Source organism: Vibrio sp. R10-SG3-ISO3, assembly GCF_059834225.1.
In genome coordinates this window covers 198,145-220,370 of sequence record NZ_JCBDHE010000045.1, presented here as the reverse complement: position 1 = coordinate 220,370, position 22,226 = coordinate 198,145, and the positions used below count along the sequence as shown (strand labels likewise).

The window sequence follows — 22,226 nt, the reverse complement described above, 5'->3', positions numbered from 1 at the left end:
GAGCGGGTATGGAATATCCCGCTAGCGTCGTCCTCGACTGGATTGCCAACTACTTTTGGCCCTACACGCGTATTGCTGCCATGTTGATGGTGATGTCGGTCACCGGCGCGCGGTTTGTCTCCACTCGCGTGCGACTCTATTTGGGCTTAGCCATCACCTTTGCCGTTATGCCCGCTATTCCCGCCGTCCCCGATAACATAGAGCTACTCTCATTCGCCGGCTTTATGACGTTACTTGAGCAGATCATCATCGGCGTGGCGATGGGTACCGTCACCCAATTTATGATTCAAACCTTCGTCATTCTAGGCCAAATCTTAGGTATGCAGTCGAGCTTGGGTTTTGCGTCTATGGTAGACCCTGCCAATGGACAGAATACGCCGCTGCTCGGTCAACTGTTCATGTTTTTGGCAACGCTATTCTTTCTGGCGACGGATGGCCACCTAAAGATGATCATGCTGGTGGTGATGAGTTTTCAATCTCTACCCATAGGCTCAGGGTCGCTGACGAATGCCGATTTTCAAGAGTTGGCGAGCTGGCTGGGGATCATGTTTAACGTTGCACTGAGTATGTCGCTATCTGGCATTATTGCGCTACTTACCATCAACCTGTCGTTTGGTGTTATGACGCGTGCGGCGCCGCAGTTGAATATCTTCTCGCTCGGTTTTGCTTTTGCGCTGATGGTGGGGTTGCTGCTCTGTTGGTACATTATCGCCGGCCTGTATAGCCACTATGAGCTATTCTGGTTACAAGGTGAAGCGCAAGTGTGCCGCTTCATCCGGTTGGATTGTTAAGGGAGCGCGATGGCAGAATCCGACGGTCAAGAACGCACCGAAGACGCCACGCCCAGGCGCTTGCAACAGGCTCGAGAGAAAGGGCAGGTTGCAAGGTCTAAAGAACTGGCGTCGGTTTCCGTCCTTGTGGTGGGCGCGATTGCTTTAATGTGGTTTGGTGAAGGGTTGGCACGTGGCTTGTTTCAAGTAATGCGCCGCTTGTTCACTTTGTCGCGTGAGGAAGTGTTTGATCAAGTCAAACTGTTCGACATCGCCCTCGGGTCGTTAGGCAGTTTGATATTACCATTATTGCTGATTCTGGTGACGCTGTTTGTTGCCGCGCTGATTGGCGCAGCGGGTGTTGGTGGCATCAGCTTTTCTGCAGAAGCCGCGACGCCCAAGTGGTCAAAAATGAACCCGCTGAGTGGTTTTAAGCGCATGTTCGGTCTGCAAAGCTGGGTCGAGCTACTGAAATCCATTCTCAAAGTGGCGCTGGTGACCGGCGTGGCGATCTTTCTTATCAACTCAGCGCAGCAGGATTTGTTTCAGCTGAGTATGGACGTTTACCCGCAAAACATCTTCCATGCGCTCGATATCTTACTCAACTTTGTGCTCTTGATTAGCTGCTCTCTATTGGTGGTGGTCGCCATCGATATTCCGTTCCAAATCTGGCAGCACGCCAACCAATTGAAAATGACGAAGCAAGAGGTCAAAGACGAGTACAAAGAGACCGAGGGTAAACCTGAGGTAAAAGGCCGTATTCGGATGCTACAACGGGAAGCCGCGCAGCGGCGGATGATGGCAGAAGTGCCGCAAGCGGATGTGATTGTTACCAACCCAGAGCACTTTTCCGTGGCGCTCAGGTACAAGCAAGATAAAGATCGCGCGCCGATTGTGGTCGCGAAAGGGACCGATCACATGGCGCTTAAAATTCGAGAAGTGGCGCGAGAGCATGATATCTACGTGATCCCCGCTCCGCCATTGGCTCGGGCGCTGTATCATTCAACAGAGTTGGAGCAAGAGATCCCAGATGGGCTGTTTACCGCAGTGGCTCAAGTGTTGGCGTATGTGTTCCAGCTCAAGCAGTACCGCAAACGTGGCGGTCAAAGGCCGAAGCTCAAGGCGTCCGAACTCCCAATCCCGCCAGATTTGCGCCAGTAACGATTATTTTTCGGGGATCGAGAGTAAAACCAGCAACGCGCCATCGCCACCAAACTCAAGCGGTGCTTGGTGAAACGCCATCACATCAGGGTGCTGGGCCAGCCATAGCGGCGTTTTTTGCTTCAGGATATGTTTGCCGATGCCATGCTGAACACAGGCACAGGCAATTTCATTTTTGATGCAATAGGCAATCATCGCGCCGAGTTCACGCTTGGCCTCCAGTTGCGTCATGCCGTGCATATCCAAAAAGACATCAGGCACGTACACGCCACGGCGGAGTCGCTTCACCTCATACTGTGACACGTCGTCGCGGGCGTAGCGTGTTGGCCCTTCTTCATTGAGGAGCGGTACAAACTCGTCAGAGAAGTAAAACTCCGAGTCGCTCGCTTCACGTGCGCTGCGTGTGATTTCTTTCTGCTTAGTGTTTCTTTTTGGCTGTTGGACTATGGTATCCTGTCGCAACTTTTTTACGCCTTGTACTGCATCCCTGAAGAGGGCGAAATCGTCATCAATATCGGTGTCTTTTTTGTTCATGGGTGATTTCAATAGGTATGATTAATGCTATTGGCAGTATTGTAGCGCTTTTCGGAGGCAATTTTGGATAAGATTTTTGTAGAAGAAGCGGTATCGGAACTGCATACCCTTCAAGATATGATTCGCTGGACGGTCAGCCGTTTCAACGCCGCTCACCTATTTTACGGTCACGGCACTGACAATGCTTGGGATGAAGCCGTTCAGTTGATCCTACCCACACTCTATCTGCCGATTGATGTGCCTCCCCATGTTCTCAACTCTCGTTTGACCAGCAGTGAGCGCCTGCGCGTCGTCGAGCGTGTGGTGAAACGCATCAATGAGCGCACGCCTACCGCCTATCTGACGAATCGTGCCTGGTTCTGTGGTTTGGAATTCTTCGTCGATGAACGTGTCTTGGTGCCACGCTCTCCGATTGGTGAGCTGATTCAAGCTCAGTTCGAACCTTGGCTAATCGAAGAGCCGACGCGCATTATGGATATGTGTACCGGCAGTGGTTGTATTGCCATCGCTTGTGCGTACGCCTTCCCAGATGCGGAAGTGGACGCTATTGATATTTCATCCGACGCGCTGCAAGTGGCAGAACAGAACGTTCAAGATCACGGCATGGAGCAACAAGTCTTCCCAATTCGCTCGGATCTGTTCCGCGATTTACCGAAAGAGCGTTACAACTTGATTGTCACGAATCCACCGTATGTGGATCAAGAAGACATGGACAGCTTGCCGCAAGAGTTCACCCATGAACCTGAACTGGGCTTAGCGGCGGGTAGTGATGGTCTCAAGCTGGTGCGCCGCATTCTTGCCAATGCCCCCGATTATCTGACCGATAAGGGTATTTTGATTTGTGAAGTGGGCAACTCCATGGTGCACATGATGGAGCAATATCCAGACATCCCATTCACTTGGTTAGAGTTCGAAAACGGCGGACATGGTGTCTTCTTGTTGACGCGTGACCAACTGGTCGCTTGCGCCGATGAATTCAAGTTGTACAAAGACTGATTTGTTGCCAACTGTGCACGCCTAAACGCCGAGCTTTTGCTCGGCGTTTTGCTCTCTAGCGTTTTCGCGGCAAGCTGAACAAAAATAGTTCTGGCTTGGGGCTTTACATCAAACCGTAATAAAGACACTATGAAAAAACGAACAATTGACGTGTAAAGCCTATTTGACAAGGCTGAAATAATACGAGGAAGTAATGGCAGGAAACAGTATCGGACAACATTTCCGAGTGACCACATTCGGAGAAAGTCACGGTATCGCACTAGGATGTATCGTTGACGGATGCCCTCCAGGTTTAGACCTCTCAGAAGCAGATATTCAAACGGATCTCGACCGTCGTCGTCCAGGCACTTCTCGCTATACCACTGCACGCCGCGAACCTGATGAAGTAAAAATCCTTTCCGGTGTGTTTGAAGGGAAAACGACCGGGACTTCGATCGGTTTGCTGATTGAAAATACCGACCAACGCTCAAAAGACTACTCAGAGATCAAAGACAAGTTCCGTCCCGGTCATGCTGACTACACCTACCATCAAAAGTATGGAGTGCGTGATTATCGAGGTGGCGGCCGTTCGTCTGCTCGTGAAACAGCGATGCGCGTAGCGGCGGGCGCGATTGCGAAGAAATACCTTAAGCAAGAGTTTGGTGTCGAAATTCGCGCTTACCTATCGCAGATGGGCGATGTCGCCATTGAGAAAGTCGATTGGGATGAGATCGAGAACAACCCATTTTTCTGCCCGGATGTGGGTAAGGTCGAGCAGCTCGATCAATTGATCCGAGATTTGAAAAAACAGGGCGACTCTATCGGTGCCAAATTGCAAGTGGTCGCCACTGGCGTACCCGTTGGACTTGGCGAGCCAGTATTTGATCGCCTAGACGCCGACATTGCGCATGCACTGATGAGCATCAACGCGGTGAAAGGCGTCGAAATCGGCGATGGTTTTGATGTGGTAAGCCAAAAAGGCAGCCAGCATCGTGATACTCTCACGCCAAGCGGTTTTGGTAGCAATCATGCTGGTGGCATCTTAGGCGGTATCTCGACTGGGCAAGACATTGTCGCGAATATCGCGCTCAAACCAACGTCGAGCATTACCGTACCGGGTGAAACCATCACCAAGCAAGGGGAGTCGACAGAGCTGATTACCAAAGGCCGCCATGACCCTTGTGTTGGCATTCGCGCAGTGCCGATTGCTGAAGCCATGCTGGCGATTGTGTTGCTGGATCACTTGCTGCGTCATCGCGGTCAAAACCACGGTGTCACGACGCAAACCCCGAAAATTTAATCGTACAAACGGCTTCGCAAGGAAGCCGTTTTCTTTTCGCTGTAGCGCGTCTTAACGCTGGCTGCAGAGTCGGGTACAATGGCGCGCATCGTTACTTTGAACTTCCACATAGATGACCCACGATTATCGCGATTTGATTGCACTCTTCAATCAGACCTTTTTTGAGCAGTATCAGACCCGTCTTGAACTTGGCGGTGATGAGCCTATCTATCTTCCCGCGGATGACTCTACTCCTTACCATCGCATCGTGTTTGCACGAGGTTTCTATGCGTCTGCACTGCATGAAATCGCCCATTGGTGTGTGGCAGGTCCTGAGCGCCGTTTACTGGAAGATTTTGGTTATTGGTATCACCCCGATGGCCGCGATGAACAGGTTCAAGCGCAGTTTGAACAAGTGGAGATACGTCCGCAGGCGTACGAGTGGATCCTATCGGTCAGCGCTGGCTTTGCATTTAGTGTCAGTTGCGACAATCTCAATGGCGACGTTGAACCTGACCGCCTCGGGTTCATGCAAAAAGTCCATCAAGAAGTGATGTCCATTTTAGCAACGGGGTTGCCGCCGCGTGTGCTGGCATTGTCTGAGGCATTACGTGCCTTCTACCAAACCCCGCCACTTAAACCTGACGCCTTTATCGTCAAATAGAGCTTGGAATCAGCCACACCGCCTCTGACTCGCCCTGATGTTGGTAGGTGTATGAGGTTGGTACGCTGCCTTCTTCCATAACCCACACTACAGCAATCAGCGATGACCAATGGTTGGCGACGCTCAAATCAATCTGCGCCAAGCCGTTATTAAGTGAAGACTTCACTAAGCATTGGTCATAGTCAACCAAACTGAGATCGCCTTGTGCCGTGCGATTGTCGCATACCGAGAGGTAAGCGATTTTGCCATTCAATTCATTGAGCATCACGTCGATATTGAGCGTGTAGACTGACGCAAGGTCATTGTCATAACTGATCGAGAGCGCTTGGAGTCCCTCGGTGGTTGCCGCTGGCGTAGCGGATGGGGATGGCTGCACGGCATCGGCGCTCGCGGAGCTTCCCCCCTCGTCACCGCCGCCTCCTCCGCCACAAGCAGAGAGGCCAAGGGAGGCAAGCAATAGTGCGCCTGTAAAGTAAGGGTTGAAGTGTGTAGGCTGTCTCATCGGGCGTCTCCTTTAGTCGATGTAAATTCGGCTGGGTACTGCGAGTGTGTACCAGTTGGTGGCGGTGGTGCCGTTATCATCTTGGGCGAATTCATCAAAACTTGGGTAGGCGTTGAGAATATCGACCTGCTCCAGTGGGTGGGCCCAGTTTGTGGGGATTTCAATCGCCCAAGGTAGCCCGTTGCTGGTGTGAAAGTAAGTGTCACCGGACGAGGCGTCGACGCCATTTGCTCGGTAGCGGGGATCAAACTTGACCGTCGGTGCTTCATTCTTTAGGTGGATCTCTAAGCTACGGCCAGGGTGAGAGCCGGACAATTGATGGCCAATATCACCATGGTAATGGCCGGGTGCGGCAAAGATGAATGGGTCATAGGGAATCGGGCATCTGCGCTAAGCTCGGCGCGTTGAGTAGGGTAACGTGCAGGGTCCAAGTGGGGCGGTAGCTCGTGCCACACTGCTCCTGAGTGGGACATTGCGCAAAAGGCACCTCAGCACGCGCGCTGTGATGTGCTACGGCGAGGGATAAGGCGACGAGAACGTTGACGGACAATCGGGACATCTTCATAGCAATTCCTTGGTTGTTTGCGGTGCATAACTCCCTATTGCAACCGATATGCCAGAGGACAACCCCTTGTGAACACAAGCATTTGCCTTGGGTTTCTCAATGTGAGAAGCTTTGGCCTCTTTTTGAGAATCAAACTGATTTTAGGTAGCTACAAAGAATGATCACGGAATACGAAGAAGCGTTGCTTGCGCTAATTGATGCGCGTATTGAGACAGCATCGGAAGATGAGTTGTTTGCAGGTGGCTACCTGCGTGGGCACATTTCTCTCTCCGCCGCGGCGTGTGAAGAAGAGGGGATCGTCGATCTTGACGTGTTCAAGCACCGCATTCAAGCCAGTTTAGATGAGGCGCGCAGCGAGTTGTCACCTGCTGATCGCACCATAGTGAATGACCTATGGGCCGAGTTAGCTGACCAAGCCTTACGTGCGTGACTCTTAAGTACCTGAGTCTTAAGAGTCTAAGCCAGCCAATCGGGCCTTGTTGACTAAAGCCTATTACAACTCAGTAATAGGCTTCCCCTTTCTTAATTTTCTTACCCACATCCGACTCGGGTGACAGGCGTCGAGGATGTCGACAGGCAGTGGCATCGGATCGCCACACATCTGTGAAGCGAGTGTTTCCGCCAGCAACGGTGCGCTGCTCAATCCACGCGAACCTAGCCCCAACATGCAATATAGATTCGGATAACTTGGTACCGGCAGCGCCTCATCCTCTTGCTGTGTTGCTAATGTTTTGTATTGTTCCACCGTCGCGCTCTGCACACCCACCGCACCGATAAACGGCAGATGGTCGCGGCTCACGCAGCGAATGCCTTGGCGAGATTTGTTCTCACTGGTATCGACATCCTGAGTCCAATCTTGGTTGGGGAGGCAGCGCTTGAGTTTTTCGCCATTGTCGATTTGCGCAGCAGAATCAAACTCTGTATCAAGGCTCGTGCGATCGTAGCTAGCGCCAATACAATGCTGCTGGGTCTTCGGGTTTACTGGCGTCATGTAGCCATCGTAACAAAGTACGTTGCGCAGGCTGCTTAATCGATCGGTGGTCGGGATATGACTTACTTGTCCTTTCACTCGTCCAAGTGGCAGAGTGGAGGTCTGCGTAAGGTCGGTAAATTGATGCCCATTGGCGACCACCACCACATCAAAGGTGCGGGACTCCTGTTGGCTGCATACCGTCCAAGTGCCCTCTGAGTGCGCTTTTAGCTCGGTGACCTTATGCTCAAAGCGAACCTCGAAAAGAGGGTGTGCCGATAAATCGTCAATCATTCCTCGACTAAACTCTGACGGGCAGAGCCAGCCGCCCAATGGATAATGCACGCTAGGCATGGTCAACGGTAAGCCGACGGTTTGCGCCGTCTGCGCTGGGTCCAATGGCGTAACCAGTTGAGCATCAAAGCCCACTTGATTCAGTTTGCTCAGTTTGGTGTGTGATTTTTCATCCCACATCAATTGAGTGACGCCGCACCAGTCGTGGTCGAAATGAAAGCGTTCACTGGCTTGCTCGACAAATTGACGGGCGAAGAGAAAAGCAGGGGCGAAAAAGCGTGACACGCCGCTGTGGGTGCCATTGAGCAGTGGGTACACCGCGCCTTGTCGATTGCCAGAGGCGCCCATTGCTGCGGCTTTATCTTGGCAATAGAGCGTGACGCGTTTCCCGCGTCGAATCAGCGCCGTGGCTAAAGTTGCGCTGGCAATGCCACCACCAACAATGGCGATCGACTCTGCGTCTGCGCTATTTGGCCGCGCAAATAGGGGGGAGAGGTTGCTGTAAGGTGTGCGTTCACTCAACTCACCCGCAATCATCTCTCTTTTGGTGCCAAAGCCTTTGACTTTTTTCATCGCAAAGCCCGCTTCAATCAGCCCTCTACGGACAAAACCGGCGGCAGTAAAGGTGGCGCAGTGACAGCCTTGTTTGGCGAGCCTCGCCATGCCGTCAAACAGCGTTTGATTCCACATTTCTGGGTTTTTACTCGGAGCAAATCCGTCGAGAAACCAGGTGTCGACGAAACCTTGCTCAGGCACTGGAACCAGAGGGAGGCAATCTTTAATGTCACCAAACCAGAGATCTAACGTCACGGCACCGTCATCGAGCACAATACGGTGACACTCAGGCACTGCAATCGGATAGTGCTTTTGCAGCTTTTGCGCGTAGCTGGCCAGCTCAGGCCACGCGAGGTGGGCCTTGGCCAAGTCTTCTTCACTTAGGGGGTACTTCTCAAAACTGACAAAATGCAGCTCTTTAAGTGGCGCATCAGGATGGCGCTGTCTAAATTCATCAAACCATTGCCACAACGCAAGGAAGTTAAGCCCTGTGCCAAAGCCGGTTTCTGCCACCACAAAACGGCGTTGGTCATATTCCTGCCATCTTTGCGGAAGATGATTTTGGGTCAGGAAAACATAACGGGTTTCTTCAAGACCATTGACGTTGGAGAAGTAGACGTCGTCAAATTGGTCGGAAACTGGTGTGCCAGCTTCATTCCAGCCAAGCTGGGCGTGCGAAATAGTGGTCATAGAGAGTCAGAATTCTTTCTATTTAGACATTAAAAGTGTGAAGATTGTACGGATTTATGGGAAAGCTGACCACTTTTGCAGGGCAACTTCGTTATTATCTAGCGGAAATTTAATTTATAGGATTGTCATAATGAAACGTGTCGTAATCACCGGTATGGGTATTGTTTCGAGTATCGGTAACAACGCCGAAGAAGTGTTAGCGTCTCTAAAAGCAGGAAAATCTGGTATCACTGCCTCTGAGCAGTTTAAAGAACACGGTCTACGTTCGCAGGTTTGGGGTGATCTAAAAATCAACCCAGCAGAGCATATCGACCGTAAACAGATGCGCTTTATGGGTGATGCGGCTGCGTATGCTTACCTATCAATGGAACAAGCGATTGAAGACGCAGGCCTGACTCCAGAGTTGGTCTCTAACGATCGTACCGGTATTGTGGCAGGTTCAGGTGGCGCATCTGCGCTCAATCAAACGGTGGCGACTGACACCATGCGTGCCAAAGGCGTGAAACGTGTTGGCCCATACATGGTGCCTCGCACTATGTCATCGACGGTTTCTGCGTGTCTTGCGACACCGTTTAAAATCCGCGGCGTGAACTACTCAATGAGCTCGGCGTGTGCGACTTCTGCGCATTGTATTGGTCACGCGATGGAGCTGATTCAATTGGGTAAACAAGACATCGTATTTGCTGGTGGTGGTGAAGAGCTCGATTGGTCTCAAACCATGATGTTTGATGCGATGGGCGCTCTGTCGACTAAGTACAACGAGACACCAGAAAAAGCGTCTCGTACCTACGATGCGGACCGTGATGGTTTCGTTATCTCTGGTGGTGGCGGTATGTTAGTCATTGAAGAGCTTGAGCACGCGCTTGCGCGCGGCGCGAAAATTTACGGCGAAATTGTTGGCTACGGCGCGACGTCTGACGGCTACGATATGGTGGCGCCATCAGGTGAAGGCGCGGTGCGTTGTATGAAGATGGCGATGCAAGCTGTCGATAGCATTGATTACGTCAACACGCACGGCACCTCTACACCGGTTGGTGATGTTAAAGAGCTTGGTGCGATTCAAGAGCTGTTTGGTCAAAACAGCCCAGCAATTTCAGCAACGAAAGCGATGACAGGTCACGCATTGGGCGCTGCAGGCGTGCATGAAGCCATCTACTCAACCTTGATGCTGACTCACAACTTTATTGCCCCAAGTGTGAATATCGAAAATCTCGACGAAGCGGCTCAAGGCCTTGATATCGTGACTCAAGCGCGTGACGCTGAGTTGAACACTGTGATGTCAAACAGCTTCGGCTTTGGTGGAACGAACGCGACGTTGGTGATTAAAAAGTACCAAGCTTAATTGCTCGCGCTGGTTCGCCAGACACCCGTTTCCAGGACTGGTGGTGAAGAGTTTTACTCACCGCCGAACAGACGCAGACTCTGACCCATGGAGAGCGGGTTAGGATCCTTTTGTTCTGGATAATTGCCCGGCCATGCGCCGGGCTTTTTTACGTCAGGCGGGGCGTGCTACTCGACACCGAGCCTGCTTTTCTGCACAATCGCCCCAACGCCCTTTAATCAAAGACAGCACACCATGAAAATTCTAATCGATGAAAACATGCCTTACGCCGAAGGGCTATTTAGCCAACTGGGTGAGGTGGTGTTGAAATCAGGCCGACAAATCACTGCGCAAGACCTTATCGATGTGGATGCGCTCATGATTCGCTCCGTCACCAAAGTGAACGCAGAGCTTATCGCCAACGCCAATAAACTGAAATTTGTCGGCACCGCAACGGCGGGGATGGACCATGTCGACCAAGCACTATTGCGTGAACGAGGTATCTTCTTTACCGCCGCTCCCGGATGCAACAAAGTCGGCGTTGCTGAATATGTGGTGAGTGTGATGATGGTGCTAGCGCAGCAACACGGTTTCTCGGTGTTTGATAAAACCGTTGGCATTATTGGTGCTGGTCAGGTAGGCAGCTACTTACAAGCGTGTTTGGAAGGGATCGGCATTCAAGTGCTCATCAATGATCCACCAAAACAAGCGCAAGGCGATATTCGTTCGTTTACTCCGCTGGATAACTTGCTCGAGCAAGCGGATATTATCACCATCCATACGCCGATTACGAAAGAGGGTGAGTATCCTACCCATCACCTTATCGATGAAGCGGTACTCAACCGTTTACGCGGTGACCAAATCTTGATCAATGCGGCGCGGGGTCCCATCGTGGACAACAGTGCACTTAAGGCGCGGCTTGCGCGTCGAGATGGCTTTATTGCAGCACTGGACGTGTTCGAATTTGAACCTGAGGTTGATATGGAGTTGCTGCCTCTGCTAGCATTCGCGACCCCTCATGTGGCTGGATATGGGCTTGAGGGGAAAGCTCGTGGCACGACGATGATCTTTAATGCCTTTTGTGAGTTTTTAAATCAAGAGTTGAGCGCGAACGCCAGTGATCTGTTGCCGATCGCGCCGGTTCCTCGTCTTGAGCTTAATCGAGCGTGGGATGAGGCGACGCTACACACGATCACACAGCTCGTCTATGATGTGCGTAAAGATGATGCACTGTTTCGCCGAGAAATCGGTCAGCCCGGCGCCTTTGACGCCATGCGTAAAAATTACTGGGATAGACGCGAATACAGTGCCATCACGCTAGTGGGGACGGCTGATTGTCAGTTGTCACCCCTAGCCAAACTAGGTTTTCAGGTTGAGGTAAATCAATGAGCCAGCAATACAATGTTGCCATTTTGGGCGCGACAGGCGCCGTCGGTGAGACGATTTTAGACGTTTTACAAGAACGTAAATTTCCCGTGGGTGATCTTTACCTACTTGCCAGTGAGCGTAGTGAAGGCAAAAGCTACCGTTTTAATGGCAAGACGATCAAAGTAGAGAATGTTGAGAATTTTGACTGGTCTCAAGTTCATATTGCGCTGTTTTCTGCTGGGGGTGATTTGTCGGCGAAATGGGCACCCATCGCTGCAGAGGAAGGCGTTGTCGTGATCGACAATACGTCACATTTCCGCTACGAATATGACATTCCTCTTGTGGTGCCTGAGGTCAATCCAGAAGCGATTGCGGAATTTCGTAACCGCAACATCATCGCTAACCCAAATTGCTCGACCATTCAAATGCTGGTGGCGCTCAAGCCAATTCATGATGCTGTCGGAATCGAGCGCATCAATGTCTCGACTTACCAATCAGTGTCAGGAGCAGGCAAAGCCGGTATTGATGAGCTGGCAGGGCAAACGGCCAAGTTGCTCAATGGGCTACCTGCTGAAACCAACCAGTTCTCTCAGCAGATCGCGTTCAACTGTATTCCACAGATCGACCAGATGATGGAAAACGGCTACACCAAAGAAGAGATGAAGATGGTGTGGGAGACGCAAAAAATCTTTAATGACCCATCCATTACGGTGAACCCGACCTGCGTTCGCGTGCCGGTGTTTTATGGCCATGCTGAAGCGGTCCACGTAGAAACTCGTGCGCCGATTGACGCAAGCGAAGTCGTGCAGATGCTGGAGCAAACCGAAGGGGTTGAAGTATTCCATGGCGAGGATTTTCCGACCCAAGTTCGCGATGCTGGCGGCAAAGATCACGTCATGGTCGGACGAATCCGCAATGACATTAGCCACCACAGTGGCGTCAATTTGTGGGTGGTGGCTGACAACGTCCGAAAAGGCGCGGCGACCAACGCGGTACAAATCGCCGAAGTGTTGATTCGCGATTACTACTGAGTACTGAGTGTGCGCTTCGCTTTTAAGAGCCTCGCCCTTGTGCGAGGCTTTTTTAATCAAAGTAAGAAAATTAGTGTGAGATTCATGCGATTATGGCGTAGGACACACATTTTTTGGCTCTCAGCCTATAGTTTTACTGCGTTTATCCGATATATTTAACAGATCAACGTTTTCAAACTATTAAGCACATAGCTGAGCCTTTTATGCTTCATATTTTTAAGCGCCTGCTTTTGCCCTTGGCATTGGTGGTCGTGACTCAGACATCCATCGTTAGTGCAGAAAGCATTCGCCTAAAGGGTCCAAATGGCGAAATTCAGTCTTCTCCACAGTTTGCACAGCCGCTTGCGCGTCGCTCTGGACTATCGAATGAACCGTCACGCTTCTACGGACCGACTGGCGAACAAGAGACCTTATGGAGCATAGCTTCGCAACTGAGACCCTCTAATCAAGTCTCTGTGCAGCAAACCCTCTACGCTATTTATCAGATCAATCCCCAAGCTTTCGACAACCAAAATATCCATGAACTGATCCCAGGCAGCAATCTTCGTATCCCTTCATTAGCGCAAATCCAGAGTGCTACCACTGAACAAGCGGTCAATGTGATGGCGGCGCACCAAGCGCGCTTAACACCGACTCAACCCGTCGCCCCAGTGCCTCAGCCTCAACGGGCAACCCCTGCGGTCACGGCGCCAGTCGACGCTTCGGTCGTTGAGTCTACAACGCCTGACATGATAGACAAACCGGCGCAAGATGTGCCGAGTACGCCTGAAACTCGCCCACAAGACAGTGCCTCACAAATCAGCGATCTTAAAGAGATGGCCAATCAAGAGCGCCAAGGTGAAGTCTCGACGCTAGAAAATCAGCTCAAAACCTCTGAAACAGAGTTGATGGCGTTGGAGGAGAAAAACCACAAACTGCGCCTGATGCTTGCACAGGTTCAATCGGAAGTGGACGTACTCAAAGACTCCTTGGGCGATGAATCACGCATTCGCAACGAAGTTGAAAAACTGCTGGAAGCCGAACGTCTCAAGCTGGCGGAAGAGCAAAAAATGGCGCCAAGCCAATGGGATAAGTTGCTATCGAACACTTGGGCAGTGGCCGCAATGGCGGTGGTTCCTGGTTTGATCATTGGTTTGTTGGTCGTGTTGTTACTCGGGCGCCGTTCTAAATCGGAGCCTCAAGCAGAAACCACACCGGAAGCGACACCAACGGTTGCACCTGTTGTCCCCGATACCCTCAATGAAGATATTGGTGATGATCTTCTGCTTGATGATGACTTGTTTGGCGAGTCAGATGACGGTGAAGCGCTGTTCTCCGATGAGTCGGAAGAGCAAAGTGATGAAGCGGATGTGTTTGCCGACCTTGATGACAGCGATTTAGACTTCAACCTCGAGGGCGAAGAGGGTGAGGACCCATTCGCCGGTATCGGCGATGACGGCGATCTGGATGAAACCCTTGCCGATGAAGTGGACAGTGCCAACGGTATCAGCGTCAAAGGGGACGATAAAGCGCTCAGCTTGGAAGAGATGGAACGTGCGCTTGATGATGTCGTGATGGACGACGATGAAGATGACAGTTTCGACCTCTCGGATGGGGGTGACTTTAGTCAAGATGACATTGACTCGTTGCTCGCCGGTGACAGCGATGACGACTCGCTAGAAAGTAGCGAGCTCGATCAATCCATGTTGGATGACTTGTTTGAGCAGAACAAAGAGAGTGATGAAGGCGATGTTGACTTCGATGAGTTGCTTGATGAAGCGGAAAATGCGTTTGACTTGAGTGATGAGGCCGATGACGAACTGACACAAACCTCAATTGCATCCGATGATGATATTGATGCGCTGTTCGCAGAAGCGGAGGCGCAAGCTAACTTAGAGGAACTCGAGTCTAACTCGGTCGATGACGCCGCTCTGCTTGACGAAATGCTAGAGTCAGACTTCCAGCTCGATGATGACGAAGAGGATGACTTCGACGACTTGATTGGCACTGATATTGAGGAGAGCGTTGAGCCTGAGAGCACCGAGTTACTCGACGAGTTGCTGGAGGTCGATGAAGAGGACCCGTTTGAGGATTCACAATCTCTACTCGATAGTGAACTCGATGAGCTGATTGGTACCGATGAGTTAAATGCCCCTCTTGATGCCGGCACGGATCTGCTCGATGAACTGGTAGGGCAAGATGGCGAAGAGGATCTCAACGATGACGCCACTGATTTGTTCGAAGAGCTGCTTGATATTGAGCAGAGTAGTGAAGAGAGCCTAGAAGCCACTGCTGACGACGTGTCGCCTAGCATGAGTGAAGATGTCGATACCTTGCTTGACCAAGCGCAAGCAGAGGAACAGACTTTACCAGAACCAGAACCAGAACCAGAACCAGAACCAGAACCAGAACCAGAACCAGAACCAGAACCAGAACCAGAACCAGAACCAGAACCAGAACCAGAACCAGAACCAGAACCAGAACCAGAACCAGAACCAGAACCAGAGAAAGGTTTTTCTAGCGAAGAGTTCATCGACGATATGATGAGTGTTGCCCCACAAGGTGACCCATTGCTCGACGCACAAGAACAAGACCCTGATTTATCTACGTTAGCGCTTGACGAGCAGGACGAGTCTGATCTCATCCCTGCAGAGCCAGAGCCAGAGCCAGAGCCAGAGCCAGAGCCAGAGCCAGAGCCAGAGCCAGAGCCAGAGCCAGAGCCAGAGCCAGAGCCAGAGCCAGAGCCAGAGCCAGAGCCAGAGCCAGAGCCAGAGCCAGAGCCAGAGCCAGAGCCAGAGCCAGAGCCAGAGCCAGAGCCAGAGCCAGAGCCAGAGCCAGAAGAAGAAGACGACTGGTTAAGCGCCGCTATCGACGAAGTGGAAAATCCTGACTATGACTCAGAGACGCCGCTCGATAGTGACGAGTTGTTGCCGCAAAGCGGCAGTGAGGAAACGCCAGCAGAGCCAGCTACGCAGAGTGATGATGACCAAAGTGATGATGCTGACGATGATGATTGGCTGACGTCTGCCGTTGAAGAGGTTGAGCAGCCACACGTTGAAGAGAGCCCATTAGAAGAAAGTCCGGTTAAGGAAGAGTTAGCGACTGAGCTAGAACCAACACAATCTGTAGAGGATGAGAGTACACCTGCCGTTGATGCTGGATGGGACCAGGACAGTGATCAACCAGCTTCTAACACACAGGAGAGTGAAGCGGTAGAAGCACCGGAATCGGATGAGAAGGAATCATCAGACGAGCTGGAGCTTGCGCCATCATCAGCCCCTGAAGTCGCTGCGAATGAGTTTGGTGTTCCGCAAGATGAAGATTGGCTGGTGGAAGACCCAACACCAGAGATACAAACTGATGCGGATACATTGGACAGTGCAGATCCACTGTCGCAATCTGTCAGTGATATCTCTGACGTCGATGATTTGGAACTTCCAGAACGTACTGAAGAAGATGACCTCGCGGATGTGGCCAATGAGCCTGCAACATCAGAGCCAGAGAAATCAGTCAGTGACGATGAGACTCACGATTTTGATGATTTAGAGCTTCCAGAATACAGTGAAGACGATGCGCTTGCGGATATGGCCAACGAGCCTGCCGAACCAGAGGCAGAGAGATCAGTCAGTGACGATGAGACTCTCGATTTTGATGATTTAGAGCTTCCAGAATACAGTGAAGACGATGCGCTTGCGGATATGGCCAACGAGCCTGCCGAACCAGAGCCAGAGAGATCAGTCAGTGACGATGAGACTCTTGATTTTGATGATTTAGAGCTTCCAGAATACAGTGAAGAAGACGCACTTGCGGTTATGGCCAACGAGCCTGCCATACCAGAGCCAGAGCAATCAGTCAGTGACGACGAAACTCTTGATTTTGATGATTTAGAGCTTCCAGAGTACAGTGAAGACGATGCGCTTGCGGATATGGCCAACGAGTCTGCCACATCAGAGCCAGAGACATCAGTCAGTGACGATGAGACGCTCGATTTTGATGATTTAGAGCTTCCAGAGTACAGTGAAGAAGATGCGCTTGCGGATATGGCCAACGAGCCTGCCACACCAGAGCCAGAGAAATCAGTCAGTGACGATGAGCCTTTCGACTTCGATGCTCTCGAGCTTCCCGAATACAACGAAGACGATGCTCTGGCGGATTTGGGCGATGAGCCATTCATTGATCTTGAAGAGAAGGCGCTAGCGTCGAGTGCAGACTCTCCTCAAGAGGAGCAAGCGACGGAATCAGTCGATACCGATGAGCTTGAGCTGCCTGAATATAATGAGGATGACGCACTGGCAGATATGGCTTCAGAGCCGATGTCTGATGGCCAAGGCGAGCCTGTTGGGCAGGAACTGACCGAGTTTGATGAGCTGGAATTGCCTGAATATGGTGAAGACGAAGCGCTGGCTGACATGCCGACCACAGATGGGGACGTAGAGAGTGCCGATGAGGTCAATTTCAATTTAGACGATTTGGAGACGCCTGAACTGTCGGAAATTCCTTCCGAACGCCGCGTTGATATCGACGTCGCTGAGGCAATGGCTGCACAAGAGTTTGATGAGCAGGCGTTTGATGAGTTGCTTGCAGACAGCGAGGATGCCACACCTAGCTTCTCATTTGACAGCCCGATCGATGCCACAACGTCTGACAGTGCCGGTATGGATATTGACGCTATGCTCGAGATGGGCGGCGAAGATTGGAACGGCTTTACGCTCTCTCCCGAGCAGCAGGCACAGATTTCGGATGACATTCCTGAAGAAGAGCGTGGGGTTTGGGATCAAGATAATGCTTTAGAGCAACCTGAGGTCAGCGATGAAGATTGGAGCATTCAAGACAGCGCCGACGATTTCAGCCCACAGCAAAATCAGTTTAGAACCATTGATGAACTGATGGCAGAAGTGGAGATGGAAGAGCAGCAAGAGTTGGATGACGAGCTCAAGTTGGATGTTGGCCTGAATGATTTCCCTGATGTGATCGGTGACATTGGTGATGAGATTGATGTCGATTCAAACGCAGAGGCGGCAGGAAAACTTGATCTCGCCAAGATTTACGTTGAGATGAATGACGCGCAAGGGGCCATCAAACTGCTCGAAGAGGCGATTGTTGATGGCAGTGACGAGATTCGTCGAGAAGCCAAACGTCTGATTGACAAAATCAACCGCGGATAGGCGAGTTAGAGTGAGGTAAGAGGGCTGCGGCCCTCTTATTTTTTATCCCTATTAAAGGTATACTGCCCGGCCCATTTTTAAAGAGATTCTGCAGATGAGAATAGCGTTAGGTATCGAATATAACGGTACTCAATACTATGGCTGGCAACGCCAAAAAGAGGTGAAAAGTGTTCAGGAAGCGCTCGAGAAAGCGTTGAGTGTTGTCGCCAATCACCCCGTTGAAGTGCAATGTGCTGGCAGGACAGATGCAGGCGTACATGGCACAGGCCAAGTGGTTCACTTTGATACCACGGCAGAAAGAAAAATGGTGGCGTGGACTATGGGCGTGAACGCCAATTTGCCATCGGATGTCTGTGTTCGCTGGGCGAAAGAGGTACCGGAGTCGTTTCATGCTCGTTTTTCTGCGACCGCGCGACGCTACCGCTATATTATCTTCAATAGCCCTCTCAGACCCGGGATCCTCTCGTCAGGCGTGAGCCACTACCACGGTGAACTGGATGAAGCATTGATGCACCAAGCTGGGCAGTATTTGCTCGGCGAAAACGACTTTACCTCATTTCGAGCGGTGCAATGCCAATCTCGTAGCCCTTGGCGCAATGTGATGCACCTGCATGTGTCTCGTCACGGGCAATATGTCGTGATTGATATTAAGGCCAATGCCTTTGTGCATCATATGGTACGTAACATTACCGGCAGCCTTATCTGCGTGGGACGTGGGGAACAAAAGCCCGAGTGGATAGAGTGGTTGCTTGGCGTGAAAGACAGAAAATTGGCGGGCGCCACAGCGAAAGCAGAAGGATTATACTTGGTGGATGTGGATTATCCGGATGAGTATCAGTTGCCACGCGTACCGATCGGACCTCTGTTTTTGCCAGACAATCTGAACTAATTCGTGATAAATTGTCGAATCAATCAGGACGTTAGGGCGTGAGACAGAGAGTCAGAAAATAGGTACAACCAGTTTTTTGTCTACACTTGGCATTTAATATGCTTTAATCCTCACGCGTAAATTCAGAATTTGAATCCCTGTATTGAACGGGGATCGAGAGAGAAAAGGTCTTCCATGAGTTGGCTTGAAAAGATTTTAGAAAAGAGCAATATCGGCACATCGAGAAAAGCGTCAATCCCTGAAGGGGTATGGACCAAATGTACATCGTGTGAACAAGTGCTTTATCACGCTGAACTAGAGCGAAATCTAGAAGTTTGTCCTAAATGTGATCACCACATGCGCATGTCGTCGCGTCGTCGTCTTGAAACATTTTTGGATGAAGGCAATCGTACTGAGTTAGCCACTGAGCTTGAGCCACAAGATAAGCTCAAGTTCCGCGATTCGAAGAAATACAAAGACCGTATTTCTGCTGCGCAAAAGAGCAGTGGTGAAAAAGACGCGCTCATCGTTATGCAAGGCGAGCTGTTGGGTCTACCTGTGGTTGCGTGTGCGTTTGAGTTCTCCTTTATGGGTGGCTCGATGGGTTCAGTCGTTGGCGCTCGTTTCGTACGTGCGGTTGAAGCGGCGATGGAAAACAACTGTGGTTTAGTTTGTTTCTCGGCCAGTGGTGGTGCGCGAATGCAAGAGGCGCTAATGTCTCTGATGCAGATGGCAAAAACCAGTGCAGCGTTAGAGCGACTATCGCAAAAAGGATTGCCGTTCATCTCAGTGATGACGGACCCAACCATGGGCGGTGTATCGGCGAGCTTAGCGATGCTAGGCGATATCAATATCGGTGAACCCAAAGCACTGATTGGTTTTGCTGGTCGCCGTGTGATTGAACAAACCGTTCGTGAAGATCTTCCAGAAGGCTTCCAGCGCAGTGAGTTCCTATTGGAACACGGGGCTATCGATATGATTGTTGATCGCCGTGAAATGCGTCAACGCATCGGCAGTTTGTTGGCCAAAATGACCAATCAACCGTCGCCACTGGTGGTTTCTGTGAATGATGCGCCAAATGAACCTGCATATGAAGTACCAGAAGCGGACGAAAAAGGGTAAAGTAACACACTAACAAACCACCACAATTTATGGTTTCAGTTAGATGAGTCAAACCCAAATTCCACAAGCCACATCCCCTCTTACGATGTGGCTTGATTATTTAGCCAACATTCACACCTCAGCGATCGATCTCGGGCTAGACCGAGTCCAAGCCGTCGCACAACAAGCCAACTTAACCAAACCCGCTCCGACAGTCATTACCGTTGCTGGTACCAACGGCAAAGGTTCTACCTGCGCTTTGATGGAAGCGATTTTGCTCGACGCAGGGTATAAAGTCGGTGTCTACTCTTCTCCTCATTTAATTCGATACAACGAGCGCGTGCGCGTCAATGGCGTCGATTTAGCCGACGAGAAGCATTGCCAAGCCTTCGATTTCATTGAACAGCAGCGCGGGGATATCAGCCTAAGCTTTTTTGAGTTTGGCACGCTTGCGGCGTTACGCCTGTTTCAAACCGAGCAAGTGGATGTTGTCTTGCTTGAGGTCGGTTTGGGCGGGCGTTTAGACGCCACTAATGTCGTCGATCATGACGTATCCGTGATTACCAGTTTAGCCATCGACCACGTCGATTGGCTGGGCGATGACATTAACGTAATTGGTTTTGAGAAAGCCGGCATCTTTCGCGCAGGCAAACCAGCGATTTGCGGTCAGCCGAAAGCGCCATCAACCGTGGCAGCACACGCCGACGATATTCAGGCTGAGCTCTTTCAAGTGGGGATTCAATACCACTATGAGCAACAATCAGAGACACAATGGCGCTGGCAACTTGGCACTTTTGAATTAAACGAGCTACCCATTCCCGGACTGCCACTGCAGAACGCGGCGACGGCCTTAACGGCGCTGGCAAACGCCAATCTGGATATCACAGATATCAATATCGTCAACGGCCTTGAAAACGCCACCTTGCCAGGGCGCATGCAAATTCTGCACACTTCGCCAGTGATACTTTTGGATGTCGCGCACAATCCACATTCAGCGCAATACTTGGTTGAACGTGTAGCAAAGCAATACCCAAAACGTGTGATTCATACTGTGGTGGGCATGCTGCATGATAAAGACATCAAGGCGACGCTGGCTATCTTGAGCGAGCTTTCTTCGCATTGGTATCCAGCTTCACTGCATGGCCCTCGCGCCGCGCACGCTAATGAACTGGCAAGTCATTTACCAGCCGCGACTCAAACCTTTGATTCTCCGGTGCTGGCTTTTGAAGCCGCGATGACAAAGGCGGGCCAAGACGATGTGATACTGGTTGTTGGCTCATTTCATACCGTTGGGGAAGTGTTGGCGCATTGGCAAACACAAGGAGATTAAATGGCGAGCAAATTTCAAAACCGCTTAGTCGGTACCATCATCTTAGTGGCGATTGGCGTCATCGTATTGCCCGATGTGCTCGATGGCAAGAAAAGCCACTATCAGGAAGAGATCGCCAGTATTCCGCTAAAACCGGAGCTTGAAAGCGATCTGGAATCGTTTGAGATTCTCGAGCCGGTGGATGACTCGAAAGCGCTGCCCGATACGCCTGTCGCGGTCGTCACTCAAGAGGAGAGTGCAGAAGAGGCGCCACTCGAGGTGATCGTTAAAGCCATCCCTGAACGCAATGAGTATCAAGACAGTGCATGGATCATCCAACTGATGGCGTTAAAAAACGCAGAGAATGCGCAGAGCGTCGTGGATGATTTGCAAAAGCGCGGATACCAAGCACACACCAAATTAGAGAATGGTTTTACCCGAGTAATTATTGGTCCTGATGTGTCGAAGAGTAAACTCGAACGCCAAGTGATTGAACTGGAAAAGATCACTGGCTCAAAAGGTCGATTGCTTAAATTTAAACCACTAAATCCATAAGAAAACGTTTGCGTCAGCGTTTTTTCTGTTAAAATGCGCGCCAACTTAAGATGTAGAACAACATGAACTGGTTAGATATTGTCATTTTAAGTGTGATCGGCCTCTCAGCGCTGATCAGTTTAATTCGTGGCTTCGCGAAAGAAGCACTGTCTCTTGTTATCTGGTTTGGCGCCTTTTTTATTGCCAGTCAGTACTACGCGAAATTGGCGATGTATTTCACCAATATCGAAGATGACATGATCCGAAACGGATCCGCGATCGCTGCTCTGTTTATTGCAACTCTGATTGTCGGTGCTATCGTCAATTATGTGATTGCTCAATTAGTGCAGAAGACAGGTTTGTCTGGAACGGATAGAGTCCTTGGTATCGTGTTTGGCGGTTTACGAGGTGTTCTTATAGTGTCAGCGGCACTATTCTTCATGGATGCGTTTACGTCGTTTCCAGACTCACAGTGGTGGAAAGGGTCGCAGTTGGTACCGGAATTCAGCCGCATCATCGCACCTTTTTTTGAACACCTACAAGCAACATCTAGTTTCTTATCTGGGGCGTTATAGCGCTCCAGCCATTGTC

General features: G+C 50.9%; 20 protein-coding genes. 15 read left to right on the top strand and 5 right to left on the bottom strand.

Annotation, left to right across the window (positions count from 1 at the left end):
* The first annotated feature begins 8 nt into the window (after window positions 1–8).
* Entirely contained in the window at window positions 9–791 is a 783-nt protein-coding gene (fliR, locus tag AC6R1A_RS13750; RefSeq protein WP_334555257.1) for a flagellar biosynthetic protein FliR, read from the top strand.
* A gap of 9 nt (window positions 792–800) precedes the next feature.
* The gene (flhB, locus tag AC6R1A_RS13745; RefSeq protein WP_334555258.1) at window positions 801–1,931 is read left to right on the top strand and encodes a flagellar biosynthesis protein FlhB; all 1,131 of its coding nucleotides are present in this window, start codon (window positions 801–803) and stop codon (window positions 1,929–1,931) included.
* Window positions 1,932–1,934: 3 nt separating this feature from the next.
* Here the strand turns inward: flhB and smrB are convergent, their stop codons facing one another.
* Window positions 1,935–2,465 (bottom strand): endonuclease SmrB, encoded by a 531-nt coding sequence (gene smrB / locus AC6R1A_RS13740; RefSeq protein ID WP_334555259.1) that lies wholly within the window; start codon window positions 2,463–2,465, stop codon window positions 1,935–1,937.
* Between the two features lie 63 nt (window positions 2,466–2,528).
* On the opposite strand from smrB, the gene prmB reads away from it, so the two are divergent.
* The 3 genes from prmB (at window position 2,529) to AC6R1A_RS13725 (ending at window position 5,383) form a co-directional block, all read left to right on the top strand.
* The gene (gene prmB / locus AC6R1A_RS13735; RefSeq protein WP_500632782.1) at window positions 2,529–3,461 is read left to right on the top strand and encodes a 50S ribosomal protein L3 N(5)-glutamine methyltransferase; all 933 of its coding nucleotides are present in this window, start codon (window positions 2,529–2,531) and stop codon (window positions 3,459–3,461) included.
* Between the two features lie 193 nt (window positions 3,462–3,654).
* On the top strand, window positions 3,655–4,740 hold the full coding sequence (aroC, locus tag AC6R1A_RS13730) for a chorismate synthase (protein WP_500632783.1): 1,086 nt from the start codon (window positions 3,655–3,657) through the stop codon (window positions 4,738–4,740).
* Window positions 4,741–4,852: 112 nt separating this feature from the next.
* A complete protein-coding gene (locus tag AC6R1A_RS13725; RefSeq protein ID WP_500626001.1) occupies window positions 4,853–5,383 on the top strand; it encodes an elongation factor P hydroxylase in 531 nt (176 codons plus the stop codon).
* On the opposite strand, the gene AC6R1A_RS13720 is transcribed toward AC6R1A_RS13725, so the two are convergent.
* The 3 genes from AC6R1A_RS13720 to AC6R1A_RS13710 are packed head-to-tail and all read right to left on the bottom strand — an operon-like array spanning window position 5,376 to window position 6,450.
* Window positions 5,376–5,885: a hypothetical protein gene (locus tag AC6R1A_RS13720; protein WP_500632784.1), complete on the bottom strand. Its 510-nt coding sequence runs from the start codon at window positions 5,883–5,885 to the stop codon at window positions 5,376–5,378. The two genes, AC6R1A_RS13725 and AC6R1A_RS13720, sit on opposite strands and share 8 nt — an antisense overlap.
* Before the next feature lie 12 nt (window positions 5,886–5,897).
* Window positions 5,898–6,212, bottom strand: a complete 315-nt coding sequence (locus tag AC6R1A_RS13715) for a DUF4842 domain-containing protein (RefSeq protein ID WP_500646189.1) — start codon at window positions 6,210–6,212, stop codon at window positions 5,898–5,900.
* Between the two features lie 40 nt (window positions 6,213–6,252).
* Window positions 6,253–6,450, bottom strand: a complete 198-nt coding sequence (locus AC6R1A_RS13710; RefSeq protein WP_500632785.1) for a hypothetical protein — start codon at window positions 6,448–6,450, stop codon at window positions 6,253–6,255.
* A 157-nt stretch (window positions 6,451–6,607) separates the two neighbouring features.
* Between AC6R1A_RS13710 and AC6R1A_RS13705 the strand changes: the two genes are divergently transcribed.
* Complete coding sequence (locus AC6R1A_RS13705; protein ID WP_500632283.1) at window positions 6,608–6,880, top strand: YfcL family protein; 273 nt, start codon at window positions 6,608–6,610, stop codon at window positions 6,878–6,880.
* A 63-nt stretch (window positions 6,881–6,943) separates the two neighbouring features.
* On the opposite strand, the gene mnmC is transcribed toward AC6R1A_RS13705, so the two are convergent.
* Window positions 6,944–8,959 (bottom strand): bifunctional tRNA (5-methylaminomethyl-2-thiouridine)(34)-methyltransferase MnmC2/FAD-dependent 5-carboxymethylaminomethyl-2-thiouridine(34) oxidoreductase MnmC1, encoded by a 2,016-nt coding sequence (gene mnmC, locus AC6R1A_RS13700; RefSeq protein ID WP_500646187.1) that lies wholly within the window; start codon window positions 8,957–8,959, stop codon window positions 6,944–6,946.
* Between the two features lie 130 nt (window positions 8,960–9,089).
* Here mnmC and fabB point away from each other — a divergent pair, with 130 nt between their 5' ends.
* From fabB to AC6R1A_RS13655, 9 genes are all read left to right on the top strand, one after another.
* Window positions 9,090–10,301: a beta-ketoacyl-ACP synthase I gene (gene fabB, locus AC6R1A_RS13695; RefSeq protein WP_487902647.1), complete on the top strand. Its 1,212-nt coding sequence runs from the start codon at window positions 9,090–9,092 to the stop codon at window positions 10,299–10,301.
* Between the two features lie 234 nt (window positions 10,302–10,535).
* Window positions 10,536–11,669 carry a 4-phosphoerythronate dehydrogenase gene (locus AC6R1A_RS13690; RefSeq protein WP_500633537.1) on the top strand — a complete coding sequence of 378 codons (1,134 nt, stop codon included), beginning with the start codon at window positions 10,536–10,538 and terminating at the stop codon, window positions 11,667–11,669.
* Window positions 11,666–12,679: an aspartate-semialdehyde dehydrogenase gene (locus AC6R1A_RS13685; RefSeq protein WP_334555269.1), complete on the top strand. Its 1,014-nt coding sequence runs from the start codon at window positions 11,666–11,668 to the stop codon at window positions 12,677–12,679. Before AC6R1A_RS13690 ends, AC6R1A_RS13685 begins: the two co-directional genes overlap by 4 nt.
* 203 nt (window positions 12,680–12,882) lie before the next feature.
* Entirely contained in the window at window positions 12,883–17,823 is a 4,941-nt protein-coding gene (locus tag AC6R1A_RS13680; protein ID WP_500638881.1) for a FimV/HubP family polar landmark protein, read from the top strand.
* Window positions 17,824–17,917: 94 nt separating this feature from the next.
* Window positions 17,918–18,712, top strand: coding sequence for a tRNA pseudouridine(38-40) synthase TruA (gene truA, locus AC6R1A_RS13675; protein WP_500632278.1), 795 nt, complete (start codon window positions 17,918–17,920; stop codon window positions 18,710–18,712).
* Between the two features lie 174 nt (window positions 18,713–18,886).
* Window positions 18,887–19,813 carry an acetyl-CoA carboxylase, carboxyltransferase subunit beta gene (gene accD, locus AC6R1A_RS13670; protein WP_500626009.1) on the top strand — a complete coding sequence of 309 codons (927 nt, stop codon included), beginning with the start codon at window positions 18,887–18,889 and terminating at the stop codon, window positions 19,811–19,813.
* Between the two features lie 43 nt (window positions 19,814–19,856).
* Entirely contained in the window at window positions 19,857–21,122 is a 1,266-nt protein-coding gene (gene folC / locus AC6R1A_RS13665) for a bifunctional tetrahydrofolate synthase/dihydrofolate synthase (RefSeq protein WP_500632277.1), read from the top strand.
* Entirely contained in the window at window positions 21,123–21,656 is a 534-nt protein-coding gene (locus tag AC6R1A_RS13660; RefSeq protein WP_500632928.1) for an SPOR domain-containing protein, read from the top strand. It begins immediately after the preceding gene.
* A gap of 62 nt (window positions 21,657–21,718) precedes the next feature.
* A complete protein-coding gene (locus AC6R1A_RS13655; protein ID WP_334552740.1) occupies window positions 21,719–22,210 on the top strand; it encodes a CvpA family protein in 492 nt (163 codons plus the stop codon).
* The last annotated feature ends 16 nt before the right edge of the window (window positions 22,211–22,226 follow it).

Coding starts and splice junctions, on each gene's coding strand:
- fliR (WP_334555257.1), top strand. CDS start 9: ATGGAATATCCCGCTAGCGTCGTCCTCGACTGGATTGCCAACTACTTT.
- flhB (WP_334555258.1), top strand. CDS start 801: ATGGCAGAATCCGACGGTCAAGAACGCACCGAAGACGCCACGCCCAGG.
- smrB (WP_334555259.1), bottom strand. CDS start 2,465: ATGAACAAAAAAGACACCGATATTGATGACGATTTCGCCCTCTTCAGG.
- aroC (WP_500632783.1), top strand. CDS start 3,655: ATGGCAGGAAACAGTATCGGACAACATTTCCGAGTGACCACATTCGGA.
- AC6R1A_RS13725 (WP_500626001.1), top strand. CDS start 4,853: ATGACCCACGATTATCGCGATTTGATTGCACTCTTCAATCAGACCTTT.
- AC6R1A_RS13720 (WP_500632784.1), bottom strand. CDS start 5,885: ATGAGACAGCCTACACACTTCAACCCTTACTTTACAGGCGCACTATTG.
- AC6R1A_RS13710 (WP_500632785.1), bottom strand. CDS start 6,450: ATGAAGATGTCCCGATTGTCCGTCAACGTTCTCGTCGCCTTATCCCTC.
- AC6R1A_RS13705 (WP_500632283.1), top strand. CDS start 6,608: ATGATCACGGAATACGAAGAAGCGTTGCTTGCGCTAATTGATGCGCGT.
- mnmC (WP_500646187.1), bottom strand. CDS start 8,959: ATGACCACTATTTCGCACGCCCAGCTTGGCTGGAATGAAGCTGGCACA.
- fabB (WP_487902647.1), top strand. CDS start 9,090: ATGAAACGTGTCGTAATCACCGGTATGGGTATTGTTTCGAGTATCGGT.
- AC6R1A_RS13690 (WP_500633537.1), top strand. CDS start 10,536: ATGAAAATTCTAATCGATGAAAACATGCCTTACGCCGAAGGGCTATTT.
- AC6R1A_RS13685 (WP_334555269.1), top strand. CDS start 11,666: ATGAGCCAGCAATACAATGTTGCCATTTTGGGCGCGACAGGCGCCGTC.
- AC6R1A_RS13680 (WP_500638881.1), top strand. CDS start 12,883: ATGCTTCATATTTTTAAGCGCCTGCTTTTGCCCTTGGCATTGGTGGTC.
- truA (WP_500632278.1), top strand. CDS start 17,918: ATGAGAATAGCGTTAGGTATCGAATATAACGGTACTCAATACTATGGC.
- accD (WP_500626009.1), top strand. CDS start 18,887: ATGAGTTGGCTTGAAAAGATTTTAGAAAAGAGCAATATCGGCACATCG.
- folC (WP_500632277.1), top strand. CDS start 19,857: ATGAGTCAAACCCAAATTCCACAAGCCACATCCCCTCTTACGATGTGG.
- AC6R1A_RS13660 (WP_500632928.1), top strand. CDS start 21,123: ATGGCGAGCAAATTTCAAAACCGCTTAGTCGGTACCATCATCTTAGTG.
- AC6R1A_RS13655 (WP_334552740.1), top strand. CDS start 21,719: ATGAACTGGTTAGATATTGTCATTTTAAGTGTGATCGGCCTCTCAGCG.